Origin of the sequence: Silvimonas iriomotensis (assembly GCF_014645535.1) — a bacterium.
Classification (GTDB): Bacteria; Pseudomonadota; Gammaproteobacteria; order Burkholderiales; family Chitinibacteraceae; genus Silvimonas; species Silvimonas iriomotensis.
In genome coordinates this window covers 942310-960409 of the sequence record NZ_BMLX01000001.1, presented here as the reverse complement: position 1 = coordinate 960409, position 18100 = coordinate 942310, and the positions used below count along the sequence as shown (strand labels likewise).

General features: G+C 59.8%; 10 protein-coding genes. 8 read left to right on the top strand and 2 right to left on the bottom strand.

Annotated elements, in window-relative coordinates:
- Positions 1-109 precede the first annotated feature (109 nt).
- From IEX57_RS04190 to IEX57_RS04170, 5 genes are all read left to right on the top strand, one after another.
- Complete coding sequence (locus IEX57_RS04190) at positions 110-2359, top strand: DUF1631 family protein (protein ID WP_188702628.1); 2250 nt, start codon at positions 110-112, stop codon at positions 2357-2359.
- 72 nt (positions 2360-2431) lie between these two features.
- Entirely contained in the window at positions 2432-4345 is a 1914-nt protein-coding gene (locus tag IEX57_RS04185; protein WP_188702626.1) for an ATP-binding cassette domain-containing protein, read from the top strand.
- 227 nt (positions 4346-4572) lie between these two features.
- Positions 4573-5934 carry a glycoside-pentoside-hexuronide (GPH):cation symporter gene (locus IEX57_RS04180; protein ID WP_188702617.1) on the top strand — a complete coding sequence of 454 codons (1362 nt, stop codon included), beginning with the start codon at positions 4573-4575 and terminating at the stop codon, positions 5932-5934.
- Positions 5934-6884 (top strand): glycoside hydrolase family 43 protein, encoded by a 951-nt coding sequence (locus tag IEX57_RS04175; RefSeq protein ID WP_188702616.1) that lies wholly within the window; start codon positions 5934-5936, stop codon positions 6882-6884. Before IEX57_RS04180 ends, IEX57_RS04175 begins: the two co-directional genes overlap by 1 nt.
- A 147-nt stretch (positions 6885-7031) precedes the next feature.
- On the top strand, positions 7032-9002 hold the full coding sequence (locus tag IEX57_RS04170) for a DUF6600 domain-containing protein (RefSeq protein WP_188702614.1): 1971 nt from the start codon (positions 7032-7034) through the stop codon (positions 9000-9002).
- A gap of 3 nt (positions 9003-9005) precedes the next feature.
- On the opposite strand, the gene IEX57_RS04165 is transcribed toward IEX57_RS04170, so the two are convergent.
- Complete coding sequence (locus IEX57_RS04165) at positions 9006-9893, bottom strand: DMT family transporter (protein ID WP_188702612.1); 888 nt, start codon at positions 9891-9893, stop codon at positions 9006-9008.
- Positions 9894-10044: 151 nt separating this feature from the next.
- Complete coding sequence (gene adhE / locus IEX57_RS04160) at positions 10045-12714, bottom strand: bifunctional acetaldehyde-CoA/alcohol dehydrogenase (protein WP_188702610.1); 2670 nt, start codon at positions 12712-12714, stop codon at positions 10045-10047.
- A gap of 701 nt (positions 12715-13415) precedes the next feature.
- Between adhE and IEX57_RS04155 the strand changes: the two genes are divergently transcribed.
- The 3 genes from IEX57_RS04155 to IEX57_RS04145 all read left to right on the top strand — a co-directional run bounded on the left by IEX57_RS04155 (position 13416) and on the right by IEX57_RS04145 (position 18076).
- Complete coding sequence (locus IEX57_RS04155) at positions 13416-14006, top strand: DUF4142 domain-containing protein (protein ID WP_188702608.1); 591 nt, start codon at positions 13416-13418, stop codon at positions 14004-14006.
- A gap of 114 nt (positions 14007-14120) precedes the next feature.
- A complete protein-coding gene (locus tag IEX57_RS04150; protein ID WP_188702606.1) occupies positions 14121-15776 on the top strand; it encodes a VRR-NUC domain-containing protein in 1656 nt (551 codons plus the stop codon).
- Complete coding sequence (locus IEX57_RS04145) at positions 15773-18076, top strand: ATP-dependent DNA helicase (RefSeq protein WP_188702604.1); 2304 nt, start codon at positions 15773-15775, stop codon at positions 18074-18076. The genes IEX57_RS04150 and IEX57_RS04145 overlap by 4 nt, the downstream gene beginning before the upstream one ends.
- Positions 18077-18100: the final 24 nt, after the last annotated feature.

The window sequence follows — 18100 nt, the reverse complement described above, 5'->3', positions numbered from 1 at the left end:
TTCTCATAAACGACAGATGCCCCTTACGGGGCGCTGAGCGGTCGAACGGATATATATAACAATGCGCTAATATGCCTACCATTGCCTGAAACTGTCATTGGAGTGCCTGATGAATTCCGCCCAAGAGGTCCGGGGTAGCCCGACGCCAAGCGACACGCTGGTCGCGTGCCGTGACATGGCGCTCAAGCTGCTCACGCAGTCCATGGAGGGGTTCTTTACCCAGCTGGAAGAAACGTTCTTCACGCTGGCTGAAAACACGCATGACAACAAACTGCGCGACTCTTACTTTGCCGCTCGTTACGAGCTGCAATCCAAGCGCACGATCATCCTGACGGCGTTCCGCCAGCAGTTTCTGGAAACCTTTGCCCAACGCCTTGAAGGCAAGACCAATAACGGTACTTTCTTCAAGGTGACCCAGTCGCTGGGCGAGCTTTCTCTGGTCGCCAACGACGATTACGAAGAAAGCCTGACCGCCAGCGGCGTCGCTAACGCACTGAAGAACTCGGGTGGCGACACCCTGCAACAACTGGAACAACGTCTGGCCCGCCTGATGCCGTTGTCGGATGACGCATCGGCCTCCAACCCGCTCAGCCCGGATGTGATCTGCGAAGCCGTCATGGCCGCATGTCGCGTGTTCGAAAGCGGTATTGGTGCGCGTCTGGCCGCCATGAAGGCGTTCGAGACCAATCTGTCTGGCCAGATTTCCAAGGTTTACACCGATCTCAACCAGTTCCTGATCCAGCGTAACGTGCATCCGGCACCGCTGCGTAGCGGCCAGAGCCGCGCGCCCAGCCGCGCCCCGTACATGGGCGATCGCCAGCCAGACGCCGCAGCGCAAGCTGCCGCTCAGGGCGGGTTCGACCAGGGTCAGTATCAGGGCGGTTACGGCAACCAGCCGCAATACGGCGGCTACAACCCGATGCAGAACTACGCGGTGACGCCGGAACTGGTGGCGCACTTGCACCAACTGGCAGCCGGCAATATGCAGCCGCAAGCGCAAAGCTCGCTGCGTCCGGAATGGTTTGGCTTTCTGAACAACCTGCAGCGCGATCCACCCAATGGCGGCCTGACCGCCAGCGGCCAGCCGGAAAACCTGCTGAGCGTTTTGCGCACCACGCGCTGGGTGAATGAACTCAACCGCGTTGACACCATGACGTTTGATCTGGTGTCCATGCTGTTTGACCGCCTGTTTGCCGATCAGCGCCTGCCTAACGCCGCCAAGGGCTTGCTGGCCCGCCTGCAGATTCCGGTACTGAAAGTATCGATGCTGGACGGCAGCTTCTTTGCCCGCAAGGCGCATCCGGCCCGTCAACTGATCGACTTGCTGGAAGAAGCATTCCTGGATTACGACGGCGAACCGGACGATACCGATCCGAAGTTTGCCAAATTCAGCGGCGTTGTCGCCTGGATTGCCGACCACTTTGAAGATGAAGTGGGCGTGTTTGACACCGCCCTGGCCGATATCAAGCGTTTCCTGGCCGAAGAAGCCGCCGCGCTGGAACAAAAAGCCAGCGCCGCCGCCGACGATTTGCTGCAAACCGAAGTCGCCGAAATTGCCAGCGCCACCGCCACCACGCTGGTGCAAAGCCGTCTGGCCCGCGCCGGCGAAGTGCCAGCCATGGTTGCTGATTTCCTGACGCAATGGTGGGCACCCGCCATGGCCAAAGCCTGGGGCCCCAACGGCGAGGCCGATCCGGTGTTTGCCCAGCGCCAGAAAGCACTGGACGATCTGTTGTGGAGCCTGCAAGCCAAGCGCGGCCCGGAAGAACGCCTGCAACTGGTGAACTTGCTGCCAGGCATGCTCAAGGTGCTGGAACAAGGCGTCACCGATGTCGGCATGGATCAGCCGGCATCGCGCGCATTTTTCTCTGAACTGGTGAACTGCCACGCCTCGGCCATCCGTACCGGCCTGCGCCAGTCCGCCATGGAACCCGCAGCCGCGCCTGTGCTGCCGCCGCCTTCCGCCCCGCAAGGTGTGGGCGCCAGTGTAACCATGCATGCCATGCCGCATGCAGTGGAAACCGCACCGGCCGTGCACGTGGAACCGGCGATCTCGTTTGCCGCTGCCGTGGCCGAAGCCGCCGCACCGGTCGCGGACGACAACGATATTCTGCCCAAGCGCGGCGAATGGCTGTCCTGGACTGCGGATGATGGCGAAGAGCGCCGGCTGCGTCTGTCCTGGGTAAGCCCGCTGGGTACGCGTTATCTGTTTACCAACCGTGCCGGTGAAAACGGTCTGACGCTGACCCGTGGCGATCTGGAAATGCATCTTGCCAGCGGCCGCTTGCAGCGTCTGCAGCGCGATGGCTCCGCCACCGAACGCGCGCTCAACCAGCTCAAGGAACAACTGGTTGCCTGAACCAGCACTGCTTCTCGCAAAAGCCCGGCCATGCCGGGCTTTTTGTTGGGCGGCATCTGGTAAAATGCGCCGATGATCCGACTCAAATCCCTGACTTTGCGGCGCGGCACCAAGGTTCTGCTTGATCGCGCCGAACTCACTCTTTATCCCGGCAGCAAAGTGGGCGTCGTTGGCGCCAACGGCGCGGGCAAATCCAGCTTCTTCAGCCTGCTGCGGGGCGAGTTGCACCCGGACTCCGGCGATCTGGAACTGCCGCCGCGTCTGACCATTGGCCATGTCGCCCAGGAAACGCCAGCACTGGCCTGCAGCGCACTGGATTACGTGCTTGATGGCGACACCGAACTGCGCGACATCCAGCGCGAGCTGGCCGCACACGAAGGCGACGGGCTGCAGCATGGTGAGTTGCTGGCACGCCTTGATGCTGTTGACGGCTACACCGCGCAGGCGCGCGCCGCCCGGCTGCTGTCGGGACTGGGCTTCTCGCAAGACGAAATGAGCAAGCCGGTGTCGGATTTCTCCGGTGGCTGGCGTATGCGGCTGAACCTGGCGCAGGCGCTGATGTGCCGCTCTGACATTCTGCTGCTGGATGAACCAACCAACCACCTGGATCTGGAAACCGTGGTCTGGCTGGAAAACTGGTTGCGCAGCTATCAGGGCATGTTGCTGATCATCTCGCACGATCGGGATTTTCTGGATTCGACCATCAACGCCATCTTGCACGTGGGCGATGGCGCATTGACGCTGTACACCGGCAATTACGAAGATTTCGAAAACCAGCGCGCGCAGAAACTGGCCCAGCAACAACAGGCATTCGACAAGCAACAGCGCGAGATTGCGCACCTGCAAAAGTTCGTCGACCGCTTCAAGGCCAAGGCCTCCAAAGCCCGCCAGGCGCAAAGCCGCGTCAAGGCGCTGGAACGCATGGAGCGCATTGCCGCTGCGCATGTGGACTCGCCATTCAGCTTTACCTTCCGCGAACCCGAATCCAGCCCCAACCCGCTGGTACGCCTGGAAAACGGCAACGCCGGCTATGCCCTGGCCTCGCCCATTTTGCGCAACCTGAACCTCAGCCTGCAAAACACCGCGCGCCTGGGCTTGCTGGGTGTGAACGGCGCCGGCAAATCGACGCTGATCAAAACGCTGGCAGCAGAACAGGAGTTGCTGGACGGCAAGCGCATTGAAGGCAAGGGCCTGAAAATTGGCTACTTTGCCCAGCACCAGGTAGACGCGCTGCGGCTGGATGAATCGCCGCTCTGGCACATGCAAAAGCTGGACCCGGACACCCGCGAGCAAGAGCTGCGCAATTTCCTGGGTGGCTTTGATTTCCGTGGCGGAATGGCTTCTGACCCGGTCGGGCCGTTTTCCGGCGGCGAAAAGGCCCGGCTCGCCCTGGCCTTGCTGATCTGGCAACGCCCCAATCTGTTACTGCTGGATGAGCCAACCAACCATCTGGACATTGAAATGCGTCAGGCGCTGACGCAGGCGTTGCAGGACTTCGAAGGCGCCATCATTGTGGTCTCGCACGATCGCCACTTGCTGCGCGCCACCGTGGATGACTTCTGGTTAATCGAAAACGGCACCGTACGCCCGTTTGACGGCGACCTGGACGACTACACCCGCTACAGCCAGGAAGTACGCGCCAGCCAGCAAGCCGCCAGCGAGGCTCAGGCCAGCGGCGACGGCGAAATCAAGGTGGACCGCAAAGCCCAGAAACGCGCTGAGGCCGAAGCACGCCAGCGCCTTGCCGTTTTGCGCAAACCGCTGGAACAGCAACTGGCCAAAATCGAAAAACAGATGAGCGCGCTGACGGCAGAAAACGAGGCGCTGACCGCAAAACTGGCCGAAGAAACCATCTACGACCCAGCCCATAAAGACGAACTGCAAACCGCACTCCGCCGCAAGGCAGACGTGGATGCGCAGCTGGAAGAAGTGGAAATGAACTGGCTGGATATCTCGTCGCAGCTTGAAGAAATCGGCGTGGACTAATCGCGGCATTGGACGGCTGGGCGATTGGCACGCAAAAAAAACGGCGACCCTTGATGGTCGCCGTTTTTGTATTCAGGGCCGTCCGCAGCTGCAGTCCACTTTGGTGCGTAATTACTTCACACTTTGGCGGTGGTGGCTGATTTGTCCATATTAGCAACCCTTTCCTGCAAGACACTGCGGCGCTGGACGGCAAATAATCCCCTGCAATCAAAGCGAGGGGACGCCAGATGGCAAACGACACACTTTCGGTCAGGGAAAAAATTGGTTATGGCATGGGCGACGCCGGCTGCAATATCATTTTCGGCGCCATCATGTTGTTTGTTAACTACTTTTACACAGACATCTTTGGACTGACGCCGGCACTGGTCGGCGTATTGCTGCTCTCGGTACGCGTCATCGACGCGGTGACAGACCCCATTATGGGCGCACTGGCAGACCGCACACGCAGCAAATACGGTCGCTTTCGCCCATGGTTGCTGTGGATGGCGCTTCCTTATGCGATCTTCAGCATCTTGATGTTCACCACACCAGCGTGGAGCTACGACAGCAAGGTTGTCTATGCCTTTGTCACTTATTTTTTGCTCTCGCTGGCCTACACCGCCATCAATATTCCGTATTGCGCTTTGGGCAGTGTGATCACCAACGACCCGCAAGAACGCGTCGCCTGCCAGTCGTACCGGTTTGTGCTGGTTGGCCTGGCAACGCTCTTGCTCTCTCTGACTTTGCTGCCCATGGCCGACTGGTTTGGTGGCGAAGACAAAGCCCGTGGCTACCAGATGGCAATGAGCGTGCTTGCCTTTGCCGGCATGTGTATGTTCCTCATCTGCTTTGCCAGCGTGCGTGAACGGGTACAACCTGCAACGCAGACGCGTGATGAACTCAAAAAGGATCTCAAGGATGTCTGGAAAAACGACCAGTGGGTTCGCATTCTGCTGTTGACGCTATGCAATGTCTGCCCCGGGTTTATACGGATGGCGGCGACCATGTATTACGTCACCTGGGTCATGCAGCAAAGCACCCGGTTTGCCACACTGTTTATCAGCCTGGGGGTAGTGGGCATGATCCTGGGCAGCATGCTGGCCAAGACGCTGACTGATCGCTGGTGCAAGCTACGGGTGTTTTTCTGGACCAATATCGTGCTGGGGGCGTTCTCTTGCACGTTCTATTTTCTTGACCCGCACGCAACCGGGTTGATCGTGGCGCTGTATTTCTTGCTGAACATCCTGCACCAGATTCCATCCCCATTGCATTGGTCGCTTATGGCCGACGTTGATGATTATGGCGAGTGGAAGACCGGCAAACGCATTACCGGCATCAGCTTTGCCGGCAATCTGTTTTTCCTGAAAGCGGGCCTGGCCATTGCTGGCGCAACGGCGGGTTTCTTGTTGTCCTGGTACGGTTACGATGCGGGCGCCAAAGCACAAAGCGCGTCCGCTATCGATGGCATTGTCCTGTTGTTCAGCATTATCCCGGGCGTGGGTTACCTGCTTACTGCTGCCGTGGTGCGCTTACTCAAGGTAGATCGTGAACTCATGCGGCAAATTCAGGTGGACCTGGAGAAACAGCGCCTGGTCAGGAGGGCTGCCTGATGAATGCCTGGCCCAATCCCTTTATTGAACAGCGTGCTGATCCGTTTATCTTGCGGCATCAGGATCACTATTACTTTATTGCCTCGGTGCCCGAATATGATCGACTGGAAATCCGCCGCGCTGCCAGTCTGGACGGCCTGCGTGAGACGCAAGCCGTCGTGGTTTGGCGCAAACCACACAGCGGGCCGATGAGCCAGCTGATCTGGGCGCCTGAACTGCACCATGTGGATGGCAGGTGGTATATCTATTTTGCCGCCAGCCATACGCAGGCGCTGGATGCGGCAGGCATGTTCCAGCACCGGATGTTTGTGCTGGAGTGCGCTGATGCTGACCCGCTTGCCGGTTGCTGGGTAGAAAAAGGGCAGATCACAACGCCACTGGATACCTTTGCGCTGGACGGCACCACTTTTCTGCATCAGGACAGGCGCTGGTATCTGTGGGCACAGAAAGCGCCGGATATTGCCGGCAATTCCAATCTGTATCTGGCTGAAATGGCCAATCCATGGACCCTCAAAAGCGCACCAGTACTGCTGAGCAAGCCAGAACTGGAATGGGAGTGTCGTGGCTTTCTTGTGAATGAAGGTCCGGCCGTCATCACCCATGGCGACAGACTGTTTGTCAGCTACTCTGCCAGCGCCACTGACGAAAACTACTGCATCGGATTGCTGTGGATACCCCTGCAGGCAGACCCGATGCAGCCAGAAAACTGGCGCAAATCAGCGCTGCCTGTGTTTTGCACCAACAAGCAAAATCGCCAGTTCGGGCCTGGGCATAACAGTTTTACGCAAACACCTGACGGCCAGGACGTGCTGGTTTACCACGCCCGCAATTACACCCAGATTGAGGGCGATCCCTTGTACGACCCCAATCGCCACACGCGTTTGCAGGCAATCCACTGGCAGGAAAACGGCATGCCGGATTTCGGCAGCCCCGCGCCGGATACGGCGTAAACAGGTGCGCGACGGCGGCCGGCAAAAGGTCGCCATTTTCACAATTGGTTGCATGATTGTGACATCGCTTACTGTGTTGTCATCAACGCAGCCCTCATTCTTGCCGTTAATCAAACAGATAAAGCCCGCGAGAAGAGGACTGCCATCATGACCCGATCACATCTGTTATGCAGTCTTGCCCTGGTGGCAAGTCTGTTTGCCGGCCACGCGCTGGCAGACGATCCACCCTCCGAAGTGGCCCGGCTCAATGATGCCGATGGCAACGTAACCTTTGCGCCCGCCGGGAGTAATGACTGGGCCTATGCGCCCATCAATCGCCCGATGACCACGGGTGACCAGCTATGGGTAGACCGTGGCGGCCGGGCAGAGCTGCATACTGGTGCGACCGCCTTGCGTCTTGGCGATCAGACCAGCCTGTCTTTTCTGGCACTGGATGACAACAACACCCAGTTAAAGGTGACTCAGGGCACATTGGGGCTGCGGGTACGCAATCTTTACAACGGTCAGCACATTGAGGTGGACACCCCCAATCTGGCCTTTACCATCAATGCGCCCGGCGAATACCGGCTGGATGTTGATCCGGATGGTAACAGCACGCGCGTGACGGTGCGCCGGGGCAATGGCACGGCGCTGGGCAGCAACGGCAACAGCTTCAATCTGCATGATGGCGACCAGATTTCCTGGGGCGGCACCGACCTGCAAGAACTCGCCGCCAGCGTCAACCCGCCTTACGATCCGTTTGATCAATGGACACAAGGGCGTGATCACCACGAAGACCAGTCGGTCAGCGCCCGCTACGTGCCGCGCGATGTGACCGGCTATGAAAGCCTGGACGACAACGGCACCTGGCAAACCGTGGTCGACTACGGGCCGGTATGGGTGCCACATACAACCATTGTGGGATGGGCGCCGTATCGCTTCGGCCATTGGGTGTGGATTGCGCCGTGGGGCTGGACCTGGGTGGATGATGCACCCTGGGGGTTTGCGCCTTTCCATTACGGTCGCTGGGCCTACATTGGCAGTAGCTGGTGCTGGGTACCGGGTCGCCCGGCGCCGCGCCCGGTGTACGCGCCGGCGCTGGTGGCTTTTGCCGGCGGGGTCAACGCATCGGTACACATCACCATTGGTGGCGGCCCCGGCGTGGCCTGGCTGCCGCTGGGCCCGGGCGAGGCGTACCACCCGGCCTATGTCAGCAGCCCGACCTACGTCACCAATATCAACCGGACAACGGTGATCAACAACGTCACGGTGAACAAGACGGTTTACGTTAACCAGGCGGCGCCCAATGCCATTAACGGCATGGCGGCCAACAACTTTGTGCACGGGCGGCCCGTGCAGGCTGCTGTCGCCACGTTCCAGCCGCAGCAGTTTGCCCATGCGCAATTCAACAATGCCCCAGGCGTGGCCCCGGTTGCCCAGAGCATGGTGGGCAACGCAAAACCAGCGGCCGCCGTGCGTGATGCCCATTTCAACCGGCCAGTGATCAGCACCCGGACGCCACCACAACCCTTTGCCGCACATGACGATCTGGCCAGCCGCTACGCCACGCACGGCGCCGTACCGGGAGCAGGGCCTGCGCTGGTGGCCCATGCCAATGCGCCGGCACCGCAGGTCAATCTGGTCAAGGGTGGTGATAATCATCCGGCAAACAACGCGCCAGCGCGGCCGCCGCAAGCCCAGCCTGCGCCGCAGCCAGCACCGGTGCAGTCGCAACATGCAACACCGCCAGAACAGCGTCCGGTGGCGCCGGGCAACAATGTGCCGCACCCACCCAGCAACCCGCGCGACCAGGACGCAGCGCAGAACCATCCGGTTGCCGCACTGCAAGCGCATGAGCGGGGCAATCCGTTCCAGCGGCCGAGCGAACAGCCGCAGCCGCGTCAGCAAGATCGCGCCCCGCAGCCGCAGCCGCAGCAGCTCCAGCAATCACAGCCACGACAGCAGGCCGAAGCGCCGCGCCCGCCGCAGGCGACGATGAACCCGCAACCTGTGATGCATGACAATCGGCCCACTGCGCAGGGCAAGCCGCAACAGACGCATGGTGACGAGCGCCATCCGGACGTACAACATCATCACGCGCCGCCCAAAGAGGAGCCGCAACACAAAGAGCAGCAGTGATCTTTATTCTGGCAGCGCCGTTCGGCCCGGGGCACGGGCCGAACCCAGCCAGACACCCAGCATGGCTACGGCCATGCCCAGCCACATCAGGCCGGATACCGATTCGCCAAAAGCCAGCCATGCAATGACCGCCGTGGTGGGCGGCACCAGAAAGAACAAGCCGGAGACCTGGCCTGCCTCGCCATGCCGCAACAGCCACAGCAAGATGCCAATGGCGCCGATCGACACCACCAGAGAAACCCACAACAGGGCAAAGATGAAGGCGCCATTCCAGACAATGGCGCCTGGCTCCAGCAGCGCCGCGGGCGTCAGCACCAGCAATGACACGGCTGAATGCACCACGGAAGTCGCCGTGACATCCACGCCCGCGCAGAACCGTTTCTGGTAGACCGTACCCAGGCTGATACTGAGCAAAGCCAGCGCGCAGAACGCAACGCCAGCCAAGGTAATGACGCCCTGACCAAGCTTGTGCTCAATCACCAGCAATACACCGGCAACACCCAGCAACAAACCCAGCCACTGCCGCCAGTTACGTTTTTCATCAAGCACAACGCTGGCCACCACGCTGACTACCACCGGTTGCAGCCCGGCAATGAGCGCCACCATGCCAGCGGAAAGACCCGCGTGCATGGCCTGGAATACGCCGGCAAAATAGCCGGTCTGCACCAGCAACCCGGCGGCAATCACGTGCCGCAACATGTGTCTGCGCGGCCATTGCACCTGCAAAAAGGGCGTAGCCAGACTCAATAACACCAATACAAGGGCAAACCGGGCTACCAGAAAATGCATGGGTGGCGCCCATGGAATACCAAAGCGCGCGCCCACAAAGCCGCTACTCCAGAGCAAGACAAACAAGGCGGGGGCGATACGGGCAAAACGGTGCGTCGTCACGGTGCGGGCAGGTCGAAAAAGGCGAGGGCGTTGATCGTACCAACGGATGCGCCGGCCCGCCGCACCGCAAGCCGCGTCGCAACAAAAAAGAAACACCACAAACAAAAAGCCCCGGCGAACCGGGGCTTTTCTCTTGCCTGAGAGTGGCGACTTACTTCGATGCCGCCTTGGCCGAAGCCTGGGCCTTGGCCACGACTTCTTCCACCACCGAGTCACGCTCATAGGCTTCTACATACGGGCGACCGTAGTAGCTGTCGAGCAGCACCTGCTTGAGCTCGGAGATCAGCGGGTAACGCGGGTTGGCGCCGGTACACTGGTCGTCAAACGCTTCTTCCGCCACTTCTTCAAGCTTGGACAAGAACAATGCTTCCGGGACGCCAGCAGCCTGGATCGAGGTCGGGATGCCCAGCGTGGCTTTCATTTCTTCAATCCAGCCGATCAGGGCTTCCACCTTCTCGTCGTCGTTCTTGCCCTTCAGGCCGAGGTGTTCTGCAACATCAGCATAACGGCACTTGGCGATCGGGCGGTCGTACTGGCTGAACGCGGCTTGTTTGGTCGGGATATCCACCGAGTTGTAACGCACCACGTTGGCAATCAACAGCGCATTGGCCAGACCGTGAGCCAGGCCGAATTCTGCGCCGATCTTGTGCGCCATGGAGTGACACACCCCGAGGAAGGCATTGGCGAACGCGATCCCGGCAATGGTGGCCGCGTTATGGACTTCTTCCCGTGCCTTGGGGTCTTGCGCGCCGTTCTGATAGGCCGACGGCAGGTATTTCTGCAGCAGTTTCAGCGCTTGCAGACCTTGCGCGTCAGAGTACTCGTTGGCCATCACCGATACATAGGCTTCCAGCGCGTGAGTCACCGCGTCGATGCCACCAAAAGCGGTCAGGCTCTTGGGCATGTTCATGACCAGGTTGGCGTCGATAATGGCCATGCCCGGGGTGAGTTCATAGTCGGCAATCGGGTATTTCATGCCGGTTTTTTCGTCTGTCACTACGGCAAACGGAGTCACTTCAGAGCCAGTGCCCGATGTAGTGGGGATGGCGACCAGTTCGGCCTTGATGCCCATTTTCGGGAACTTGTAGATACGCTTGCGGATATCCATAAAGCGCAGCGCCAGGTCTTCGAAGTGCACTTCCGGGTGTTCGTACATCACCCACATGATCTTAGCCGCATCCATCGGGCTACCACCGCCCAAGGCGATGATGACGTCAGGCTTGAACACGTTCAGCGCATGCACACCCTTGCGGACGACTTCCAGCGTCGGGTCGGCTTCTACTTCATAGAAGACTTCAACTTCCATGCCCATCTGCTTGAGAATGCTGATGGTTTCGTCGCAATAGCCGTTATTGAACAGATACGGACCGGTCACGATGGAAGCGCGCTTCTTGCCTTGCAGGTCTTCCAGCGCAAACGGCAGGCAACCGCGGCGGAAGTAGATGTTCCGGGGAAGCTTGTGCCACAACATGTTCTCGGCTCTCTTGGCGACGGTTTTCTTGTTGATCAAGTGCTTGGGGCCGACGTTTTCAGAAATCGAGTTGCCACCCCAGGAGCCACAACCCAAAGTCAGCGACGGCGCCAGCTTGAAGTTGTACAAGTCACCGATACCACCTTGCGAAGACGGGGTGTTGATCAGGATACGTGCCGTCTTCATCTTGTCGCCGAAGTACTTGATGCGCTCTTCCTGCAAATCCTGGTCGGTATACAGGGCCGAGGTATGGCCGATCCCGCCCAGCGCCACCAGCGCTTCGGCTTTCTGTACCGCATCGTGGAAATCTTTGGCGCGATACATGGCCAGCGTCGGGGAGAGCTTTTCGTGGGCGAAGGCTTCTTCTTCACCTACAGATGCCACTTCACCGATCAGTACCTTGGTGTACGGCGGTACCTTGATGCCGGCCATCTCGGCAATCTTCACCGCAGACTGACCCACGATGCCGGCATTCAGGCCGCCATCAATCAAGATCACCTTGCGGACGGCTTCAGTTTCTTTCTTGTTAAGAATGTAGCCGCCGGACTTGGCAAAACGGTCACGGGCCGCGTCATAGACTTCATCAACAATGATCACGGACTGCTCGGACGCGCAGACCACGCCATTATCAAACGTCTTGGACATCAGGATCGACGCCACCATGCGCTTGATGTCGGCGGTTTCATCAACCACAACCGGGGTGTTGCCTGCGCCCACGCCAATGGCGGGTTTGCCGGACGAATACGCGGCCTTGACCATACCCGGGCCGCCGGTGGCCAGGATCAGGTTGACGTCCTTGTGATGCATCAGCGCGTTGGACAATTCAACCGACGGAGCATCGATCCAGCCGATGATGTCTTTCGGGGCGCCAGCGGCAACGGCGGCTTCCAGCACCAGGCGGGCTGCTTCACACGTGGCCTTTTTGGCGCGCGGGTGCGGGCTGAAGATAATGCCGTTACGGGTTTTGAGGGAAATCAGCGCCTTGAAAATGGCGGTAGAAGTGGGGTTGGTGGTTGGCACGATACCGCAGATGATGCCGATGGGTTCGGCAATGGTCATGGTGCCGTAGACGTCGTCTACCGAAAGCACGCCGCAGGTTTTTTCATCCTTGTAGGCGTTATAGATGTACTCGGAGGCGAAATGGTTTTTGATGACCTTGTCTTCCAGTACGCCCATACCGGTTTCCGTCACGGCCATACGGGCCAGCGGGATACGTGCGTCTGCGACAGCCAGGGCGGCACTGCGGAAAATTTCATCTACCTGTTCTTGTGAGTAGGTAGCGAACTTTTGCTGGGCCTGTTTGACCCGCGCGACCAGTGCATCAAGTTCCTGAGTGTTGGTTACAGCCATTGTGAACCTCCTTGAATGAATTCCCTGTGCAGCACTTGCAGTCATGGTGCGCTTTATGCAAAAAGCATGCTGCCAACTATTTACCGGCATCCATATTGAATAGTTGCATACGGGCTAAACAGCCAGTACCTGGCGATAAATAGTCATTTCGGCGTATACGATATCGTCATTGCGCATCGCAAAATTTGATCTGCCTCAGAACTCGATCAACTTACGAGAAACTCGGGAATATCTGCGGCACGGTAAGACGCAGCTAGTCATATACTGGAAAATTTTTCAGGAAAACGGGCAGGGGGCAGAACGACCGGGAAACAGACAGGCGCGCCGGGCAGCGCGGGAGGACAAGCAGATTCAGCCCGGAGTATCGACTTGGCTTTGTAACAAAACAACGTAACAAATGCCGTAGTCATTGTTTGTTTTATTTCATTTTTCTCACCCAAGCCGCGTCAGGCTTCTGCGGCGGCGCCCGGTAGATACACGCGCAACAGCGCGCAGCGGCGGCACTGGCTTACAGCGTAATAGCAGAAATCGAACGCCGTCAGGGCCTTCTGACGCCCTGAATAGCCAGCCCGCCAATACCTTTGATCCCGAGCCCGGCTGTAGGCTGCGGCGCACAGCAAAACACACAAGCAACCGGACAGACCCCGCCGCCGCTCCGGCGCACGCTGGCAACATATCCATACTGCCGACCGGAGAGCATCATGCATCGTCGCAACCACGCCTTGCGCGTTTCCTGCCGCCTGCTGGCGCAATGCCTATTGCCCGGCGTGTTGATTCTGGCCAGTGCCGGCGCCGTACTGGCGGCCGATGCCAGCCCGGTCGCCAGCAGCACTGCGGCGCGCACACCGCTACGTCCGGCCGATGCTGCCTTTGTCGATGGCGCCACCCGCGCCAACCTGGCGGAAATCCGCCTTGGGCAACTGATGCTGCAGCGCAGTGCCGTGCCTGAGGTCAAATTCTTTGCGCAGCGTATGGTGCAGGAACACCAGACCAATCTGGATGGCCTGAACCAGCTGGCGTCGCAAAAAGGCATACGGCTGACTGATGATCTCAGTGTGGCCGACAAGGAGCTCTATGACCGCCTCAGCAAACTGCCATCGCCGCAGCTGGAGCACGACTACATTGGCGTGGCCGGCCTGAAAGGGCATCTGGAAGCCCAGAAACTGTTTCAGGGCTACCTCAAGGAAGGCAAGGATCAAGACCTGTTGAGCTATGCGCAGATGACGCTACCCACAATCAACGATCACCTGGAAATGGCCCGCCACCTGCTGGCCAATTCAAAGAGCGAATAAGCCCCGCTGCGCCTGTCGGGTGGCGGGCAGCGGGGCGCTGATCCGGGTGGATTTCTGATACCATGCAGAACGATCGTTCTCACCCGCTTTGCGCTGCGTATCTACCCATCTTTAATGAATGCCGCCACGCCCGCCAGCCGCACGCTGGCCGACCCGTTTTATTACCTGAACAATTTCCGGCTGGTGCTGGAATGGATCGGCGCGCGGTATGACGACCTGCTCAATGACGAGGAGCGCACCTTTCTGCATGGTTTTGCCGCCTTGCCAGAAGTGGCCCAGGCGCTGCTGGTCCGCATGGTCATGCGCAAAGGGGTGTTGTTCAGAGCCAGCAAACTGGACTACGCAGAAATTGGCGCCACTCGTGAGGCAGCGACGCCATTGCTGGCCCACGGCTGGATCAATGGCACCCCGGACATCACGGTTGAGCAGCTGTTTGCGCTATTCAACAAGGCCGATCTGACCGCGATCACGCAGACCGCGCCGACCACACTGAGCCGCAAACCAGAGCTACTGGCGTGGGCCAAAGCCAGTTACCCGCACGCCGCGCCATTAGGTACCTGGCTGCCGGCCTGCACCGATATCGTCTACGAACTCAAGGTAGATGCGCTGTGCGAACGCTTGCGGTTGATGTTCTTTGGCAATCTGAGCCAGGACTGGTCTGAATTTGTCCTGACCAACCTGGGCATCTACACCTTTGAGGAAGTCGCTTTCAGTGCCGCCAGCCGGGCTTTCCAGCAGCGCGAGGATATCGACACCTACCTGCATCTGGCGCGCTGCCGTGATGCACTGGAAGAAGGCACGCCGCCCGATACGCTTCTTGCGCAACTGCCCCCGCCGCGCGCAGACAACCCCTGGCTGGCGCGCCGGCATGCCCGGCTGGTGTTTCAGATTGCCCAGCAACTGGAACGCGCCGGCCAGTTTGCTGATGCCTTGCCGCTGTATGCCAGTTGTACCGCGCCGGGCGCGCGGCAGCGCCATATCCGCACGCTGGAAAAACTGGATCAACCCGGTGATGCCTACGCGCTGGCGCAACAGGCAGACCAGCACCCGGAAAGCGAAGCAGAGTGGCAGCAAATCCAGCGCATGCTGCCGCGTTTGCGCCGCACGCTTGGCTTGCCCGGCACCCGGCCCGGCAAGGCCGCCCCGCCAGAAGAATGGCATCTGCAACTGGTGCAAACGCCGCACAACGTCGAGATCATCACGCGGGATCATCTATATAGTGATGCCGCGCCGGTGGCGTATGTCGAGAACACGCTGTTCAACGCCTTGTTTGGCCTGTTGTGCTGGCCGGCCATTTTCAGTCCGGTACCCGGCGCATTTTTTCACCCGTTTCACCACAGCCCGGCCGATCTTTCCAGTGCGGACTTTTACGCCCGCCGCCAGACCGTGTTTGATGCTTGTCTGGGCGAGATCGCCAGCGGCCAGTATCGCCAGACCATCCTGACGCGGTTTGGGGCAAAGCAGGGCATTCAGTGCAGTTTCGTTAACTGGGCCGTCATCAGCGCGCCCCTGCTACAACTGGCGCTGGACTGTATTCCGGCAGCGCACCTGACGGTGATTTTCCAGCGACTGCTGGCCGATATCATGACCAACCGCGCCGGCCTGCCAGACCTGATCCGCTTCTGGCCGGCGGAACAACGCTACCAGCTGATAGAGGTCAAAGGGCCAGGCGACCGGCTCCAGGACAACCAGTTGCGCTGGATGGCGTACTTTGCCGAGCACCGCATTCCCGTTGCCGTGTGTTACGTCACCTGGGCAGACGCTGCATGAAATACAGCGTGGCGGTGCGCGAGTTATGCGAATTCGTGGCCAAGCGCGGCGACCTGGACCTGCGCTTCACGCCAGCGCCGTCCGCCCAGGAAGGCATCGCCGGCCACCAGACTGTCACCTTGCGCCGTGGCGCCAAATACCTCACTGAAATCACCCTGGCCGGCGAGTATGGCCCGCTACAGGTGCGCGGCCGCGCTGACGGCTACGATCCCACGCTCAACCAGCTTGAAGAGATCAAGACCCATCGCGGCCGGCTGGAGCGCATGCCGGAGAATCATCGCCACCTGCACTGGGCGCAGGCGCGCATCTATGGCTGGTTGATGTGCGAGTTGCTGGAACTGCAAACGCTCACCGTTGCGCTGGTGTACTACAACCTCAGCACCGGCCGGGAAACCGTCCTGACCGAGGCGCATACCGCAGAGTCCCTCAAAGTCTTCTTTGATGAATGCTGTGGCACCTTTCTGGCCTGGGCCGAACAGGAAATGGCGCACCTTCAGGCACGCCAGCAGGCGCTGACTGCGCTGGAGTTTCCGCATCCGGATTTCCGGCCAGGCCAGCGTGATCTGGCCGAGACCGTCTACAAGGCCGCCTTTACCGGCCGTGCCTTGCTGGCGCAAGCACCCACCGGCATCGGCAAGACCATGGGCACCTTGTTTCCGCTGCTGAAAGCCATGGCCGGCGGCAAGCTGGACCGGGCGTTTTGCCTTGCCGCCAAGACCTCTGGCCGGGCGCTTATTCAGGAAAGCCTGCTTAAACTGCGCCGCAGTGCGCCAGGCTTGCCCTTGCGCTCGCTGGAGATGGTGGCGCGCGACAAAACCTGTGAGCACCCCGATAAATCCTGCCATGGCGACTCTTGCCCGCTGGCCAAGGGCTTTTACGACCGTCTGCCCGCCGCCCGCGCCGCTGCACTAACGCGGCCCCACATGGATCAATTCACCCTGCGCGACGTGGCGCTGGCCCATCAGGTCTGCCCGTATTACCTCAGCCAGGAAATGGCGCGCTGGGCCGACGTGGTCAGCGGCGATTACAACTATTACTTTGACAGCTACGCCTTGCTGTTCAGCCTGACCCAGGCGCGTGACTGGCGCGTGGGTGTGCTGACGGATGAGGCGCACAACCTGATCGAACGCGCCCGCGCCATGTATACCGGCGAACTGGCGCAATCCACTCTCAAGGCGCTCAGCAAGAACCCGCCGGCGCCGCTGAAAAAGTCGCTGCGCAAACTGACCCGGGCGTGGAATGACATTGTGGGCGTTCAGTCTGTCCCTTATCTGGTTTACGCCGGTTTGCCTGACAGACTGGTCATGGCGCTGGCCACGCTGGTCGCGGATTTTTCTGAGGTTCTGGCCGAAGATCCGGACGGGCTGGATGCGGATATGCTCAATTTCTATTTTGATGCAGTCCATTTTGCGCGACTGGCAGAAAGCTACGGCCCGCACTCCTGGTTTGAAGTGGTCAGAAGCGGCGAGGGTAGATATGCCGATTCCGCACTGCGCCTGCGCAATATCGTGCCCGCGCCGCACCTGCAGCCGCGCTTTCAGGCTGCGCAAACCGCAGTGCTGTTTTCGGCCACGCTCAACCCGTTCGGCTTTTATGCCGACACGCTGGGCATGCCGCAGGACACCGCGCAGACCGACATTATTTCGCCATTTCACACTGACCAGCTCACGGTCAATGTGGTGACTGATGTCTCGACCCGCTTCAACGACCGGCGCGCGTCGATTGCCCCCATTGCCGATCTGATCGCCCACCAGTTTGCAGCGCAACCGGGCAATTACCTGGCGTTTTTCAGCAGTTTTGATTATCTGCAGCAAGTTGAAGAAGCCCTGCGCCAGCGCCATCCGCAACTGACGCTCTGGCCCCAGCAGCGCCAGATGAGCGAAACCGCGCGCACCGAGTTTCTCGGCCGCTTTACCGAAACCAGTTCTGGCGTGGGCCTTGCTGTGCTGGGCGGTGCTTTTGCCGAAGGGATCGACCTGCCCGGCAACCGCTTGATCGGCGCGTTTGTCGCGACGCTGGGCTTGCCGCAAGTCAACCCGATCAACGAAGAAATGCGGCAGCGGCTGGATGAGATTTTCGGCACGGGTTACGACTACACCTATCTTTTTCCTGGCCTGCAAAAAGTGGTGCAGGCGGCGGGGCGGGTGATCCGCACGCTGGAAGACCGTGGCACGCTGTATCTGATTGATGATCGATTCGGACAAGCACGGGTGCGGCAATTGCTGCCGGACTGGTGGACCATCCGCCACATTGCCAGCCGCGACACGCTGACCAGACCCCGGCAGATTGATCGCACCTGAGCGCGACGCTTGACAGTAAATTCC

Bases quoted from the DNA above. Each gene is read 5' to 3' on its own strand.
- IEX57_RS04190 (WP_188702628.1), top strand. From the start codon at position 110: ATGAATTCCGCCCAAGAGGTCCGGGGTAGCCCGACGCCAAGCGACACG.
- IEX57_RS04185 (WP_188702626.1), top strand. From the start codon at position 2,432: ATGATCCGACTCAAATCCCTGACTTTGCGGCGCGGCACCAAGGTTCTG.
- IEX57_RS04180 (WP_188702617.1), top strand. From the start codon at position 4,573: ATGGCAAACGACACACTTTCGGTCAGGGAAAAAATTGGTTATGGCATG.
- IEX57_RS04175 (WP_188702616.1), top strand. From the start codon at position 5,934: ATGAATGCCTGGCCCAATCCCTTTATTGAACAGCGTGCTGATCCGTTT.
- IEX57_RS04170 (WP_188702614.1), top strand. From the start codon at position 7,032: ATGACCCGATCACATCTGTTATGCAGTCTTGCCCTGGTGGCAAGTCTG.
- adhE (WP_188702610.1), bottom strand. From the start codon at position 12,714: ATGGCTGTAACCAACACTCAGGAACTTGATGCACTGGTCGCGCGGGTC.
- IEX57_RS04155 (WP_188702608.1), top strand. From the start codon at position 13,416: ATGCATCGTCGCAACCACGCCTTGCGCGTTTCCTGCCGCCTGCTGGCG.
- IEX57_RS04150 (WP_188702606.1), top strand. From the start codon at position 14,121: ATGAATGCCGCCACGCCCGCCAGCCGCACGCTGGCCGACCCGTTTTAT.
- IEX57_RS04145 (WP_188702604.1), top strand. From the start codon at position 15,773: ATGAAATACAGCGTGGCGGTGCGCGAGTTATGCGAATTCGTGGCCAAG.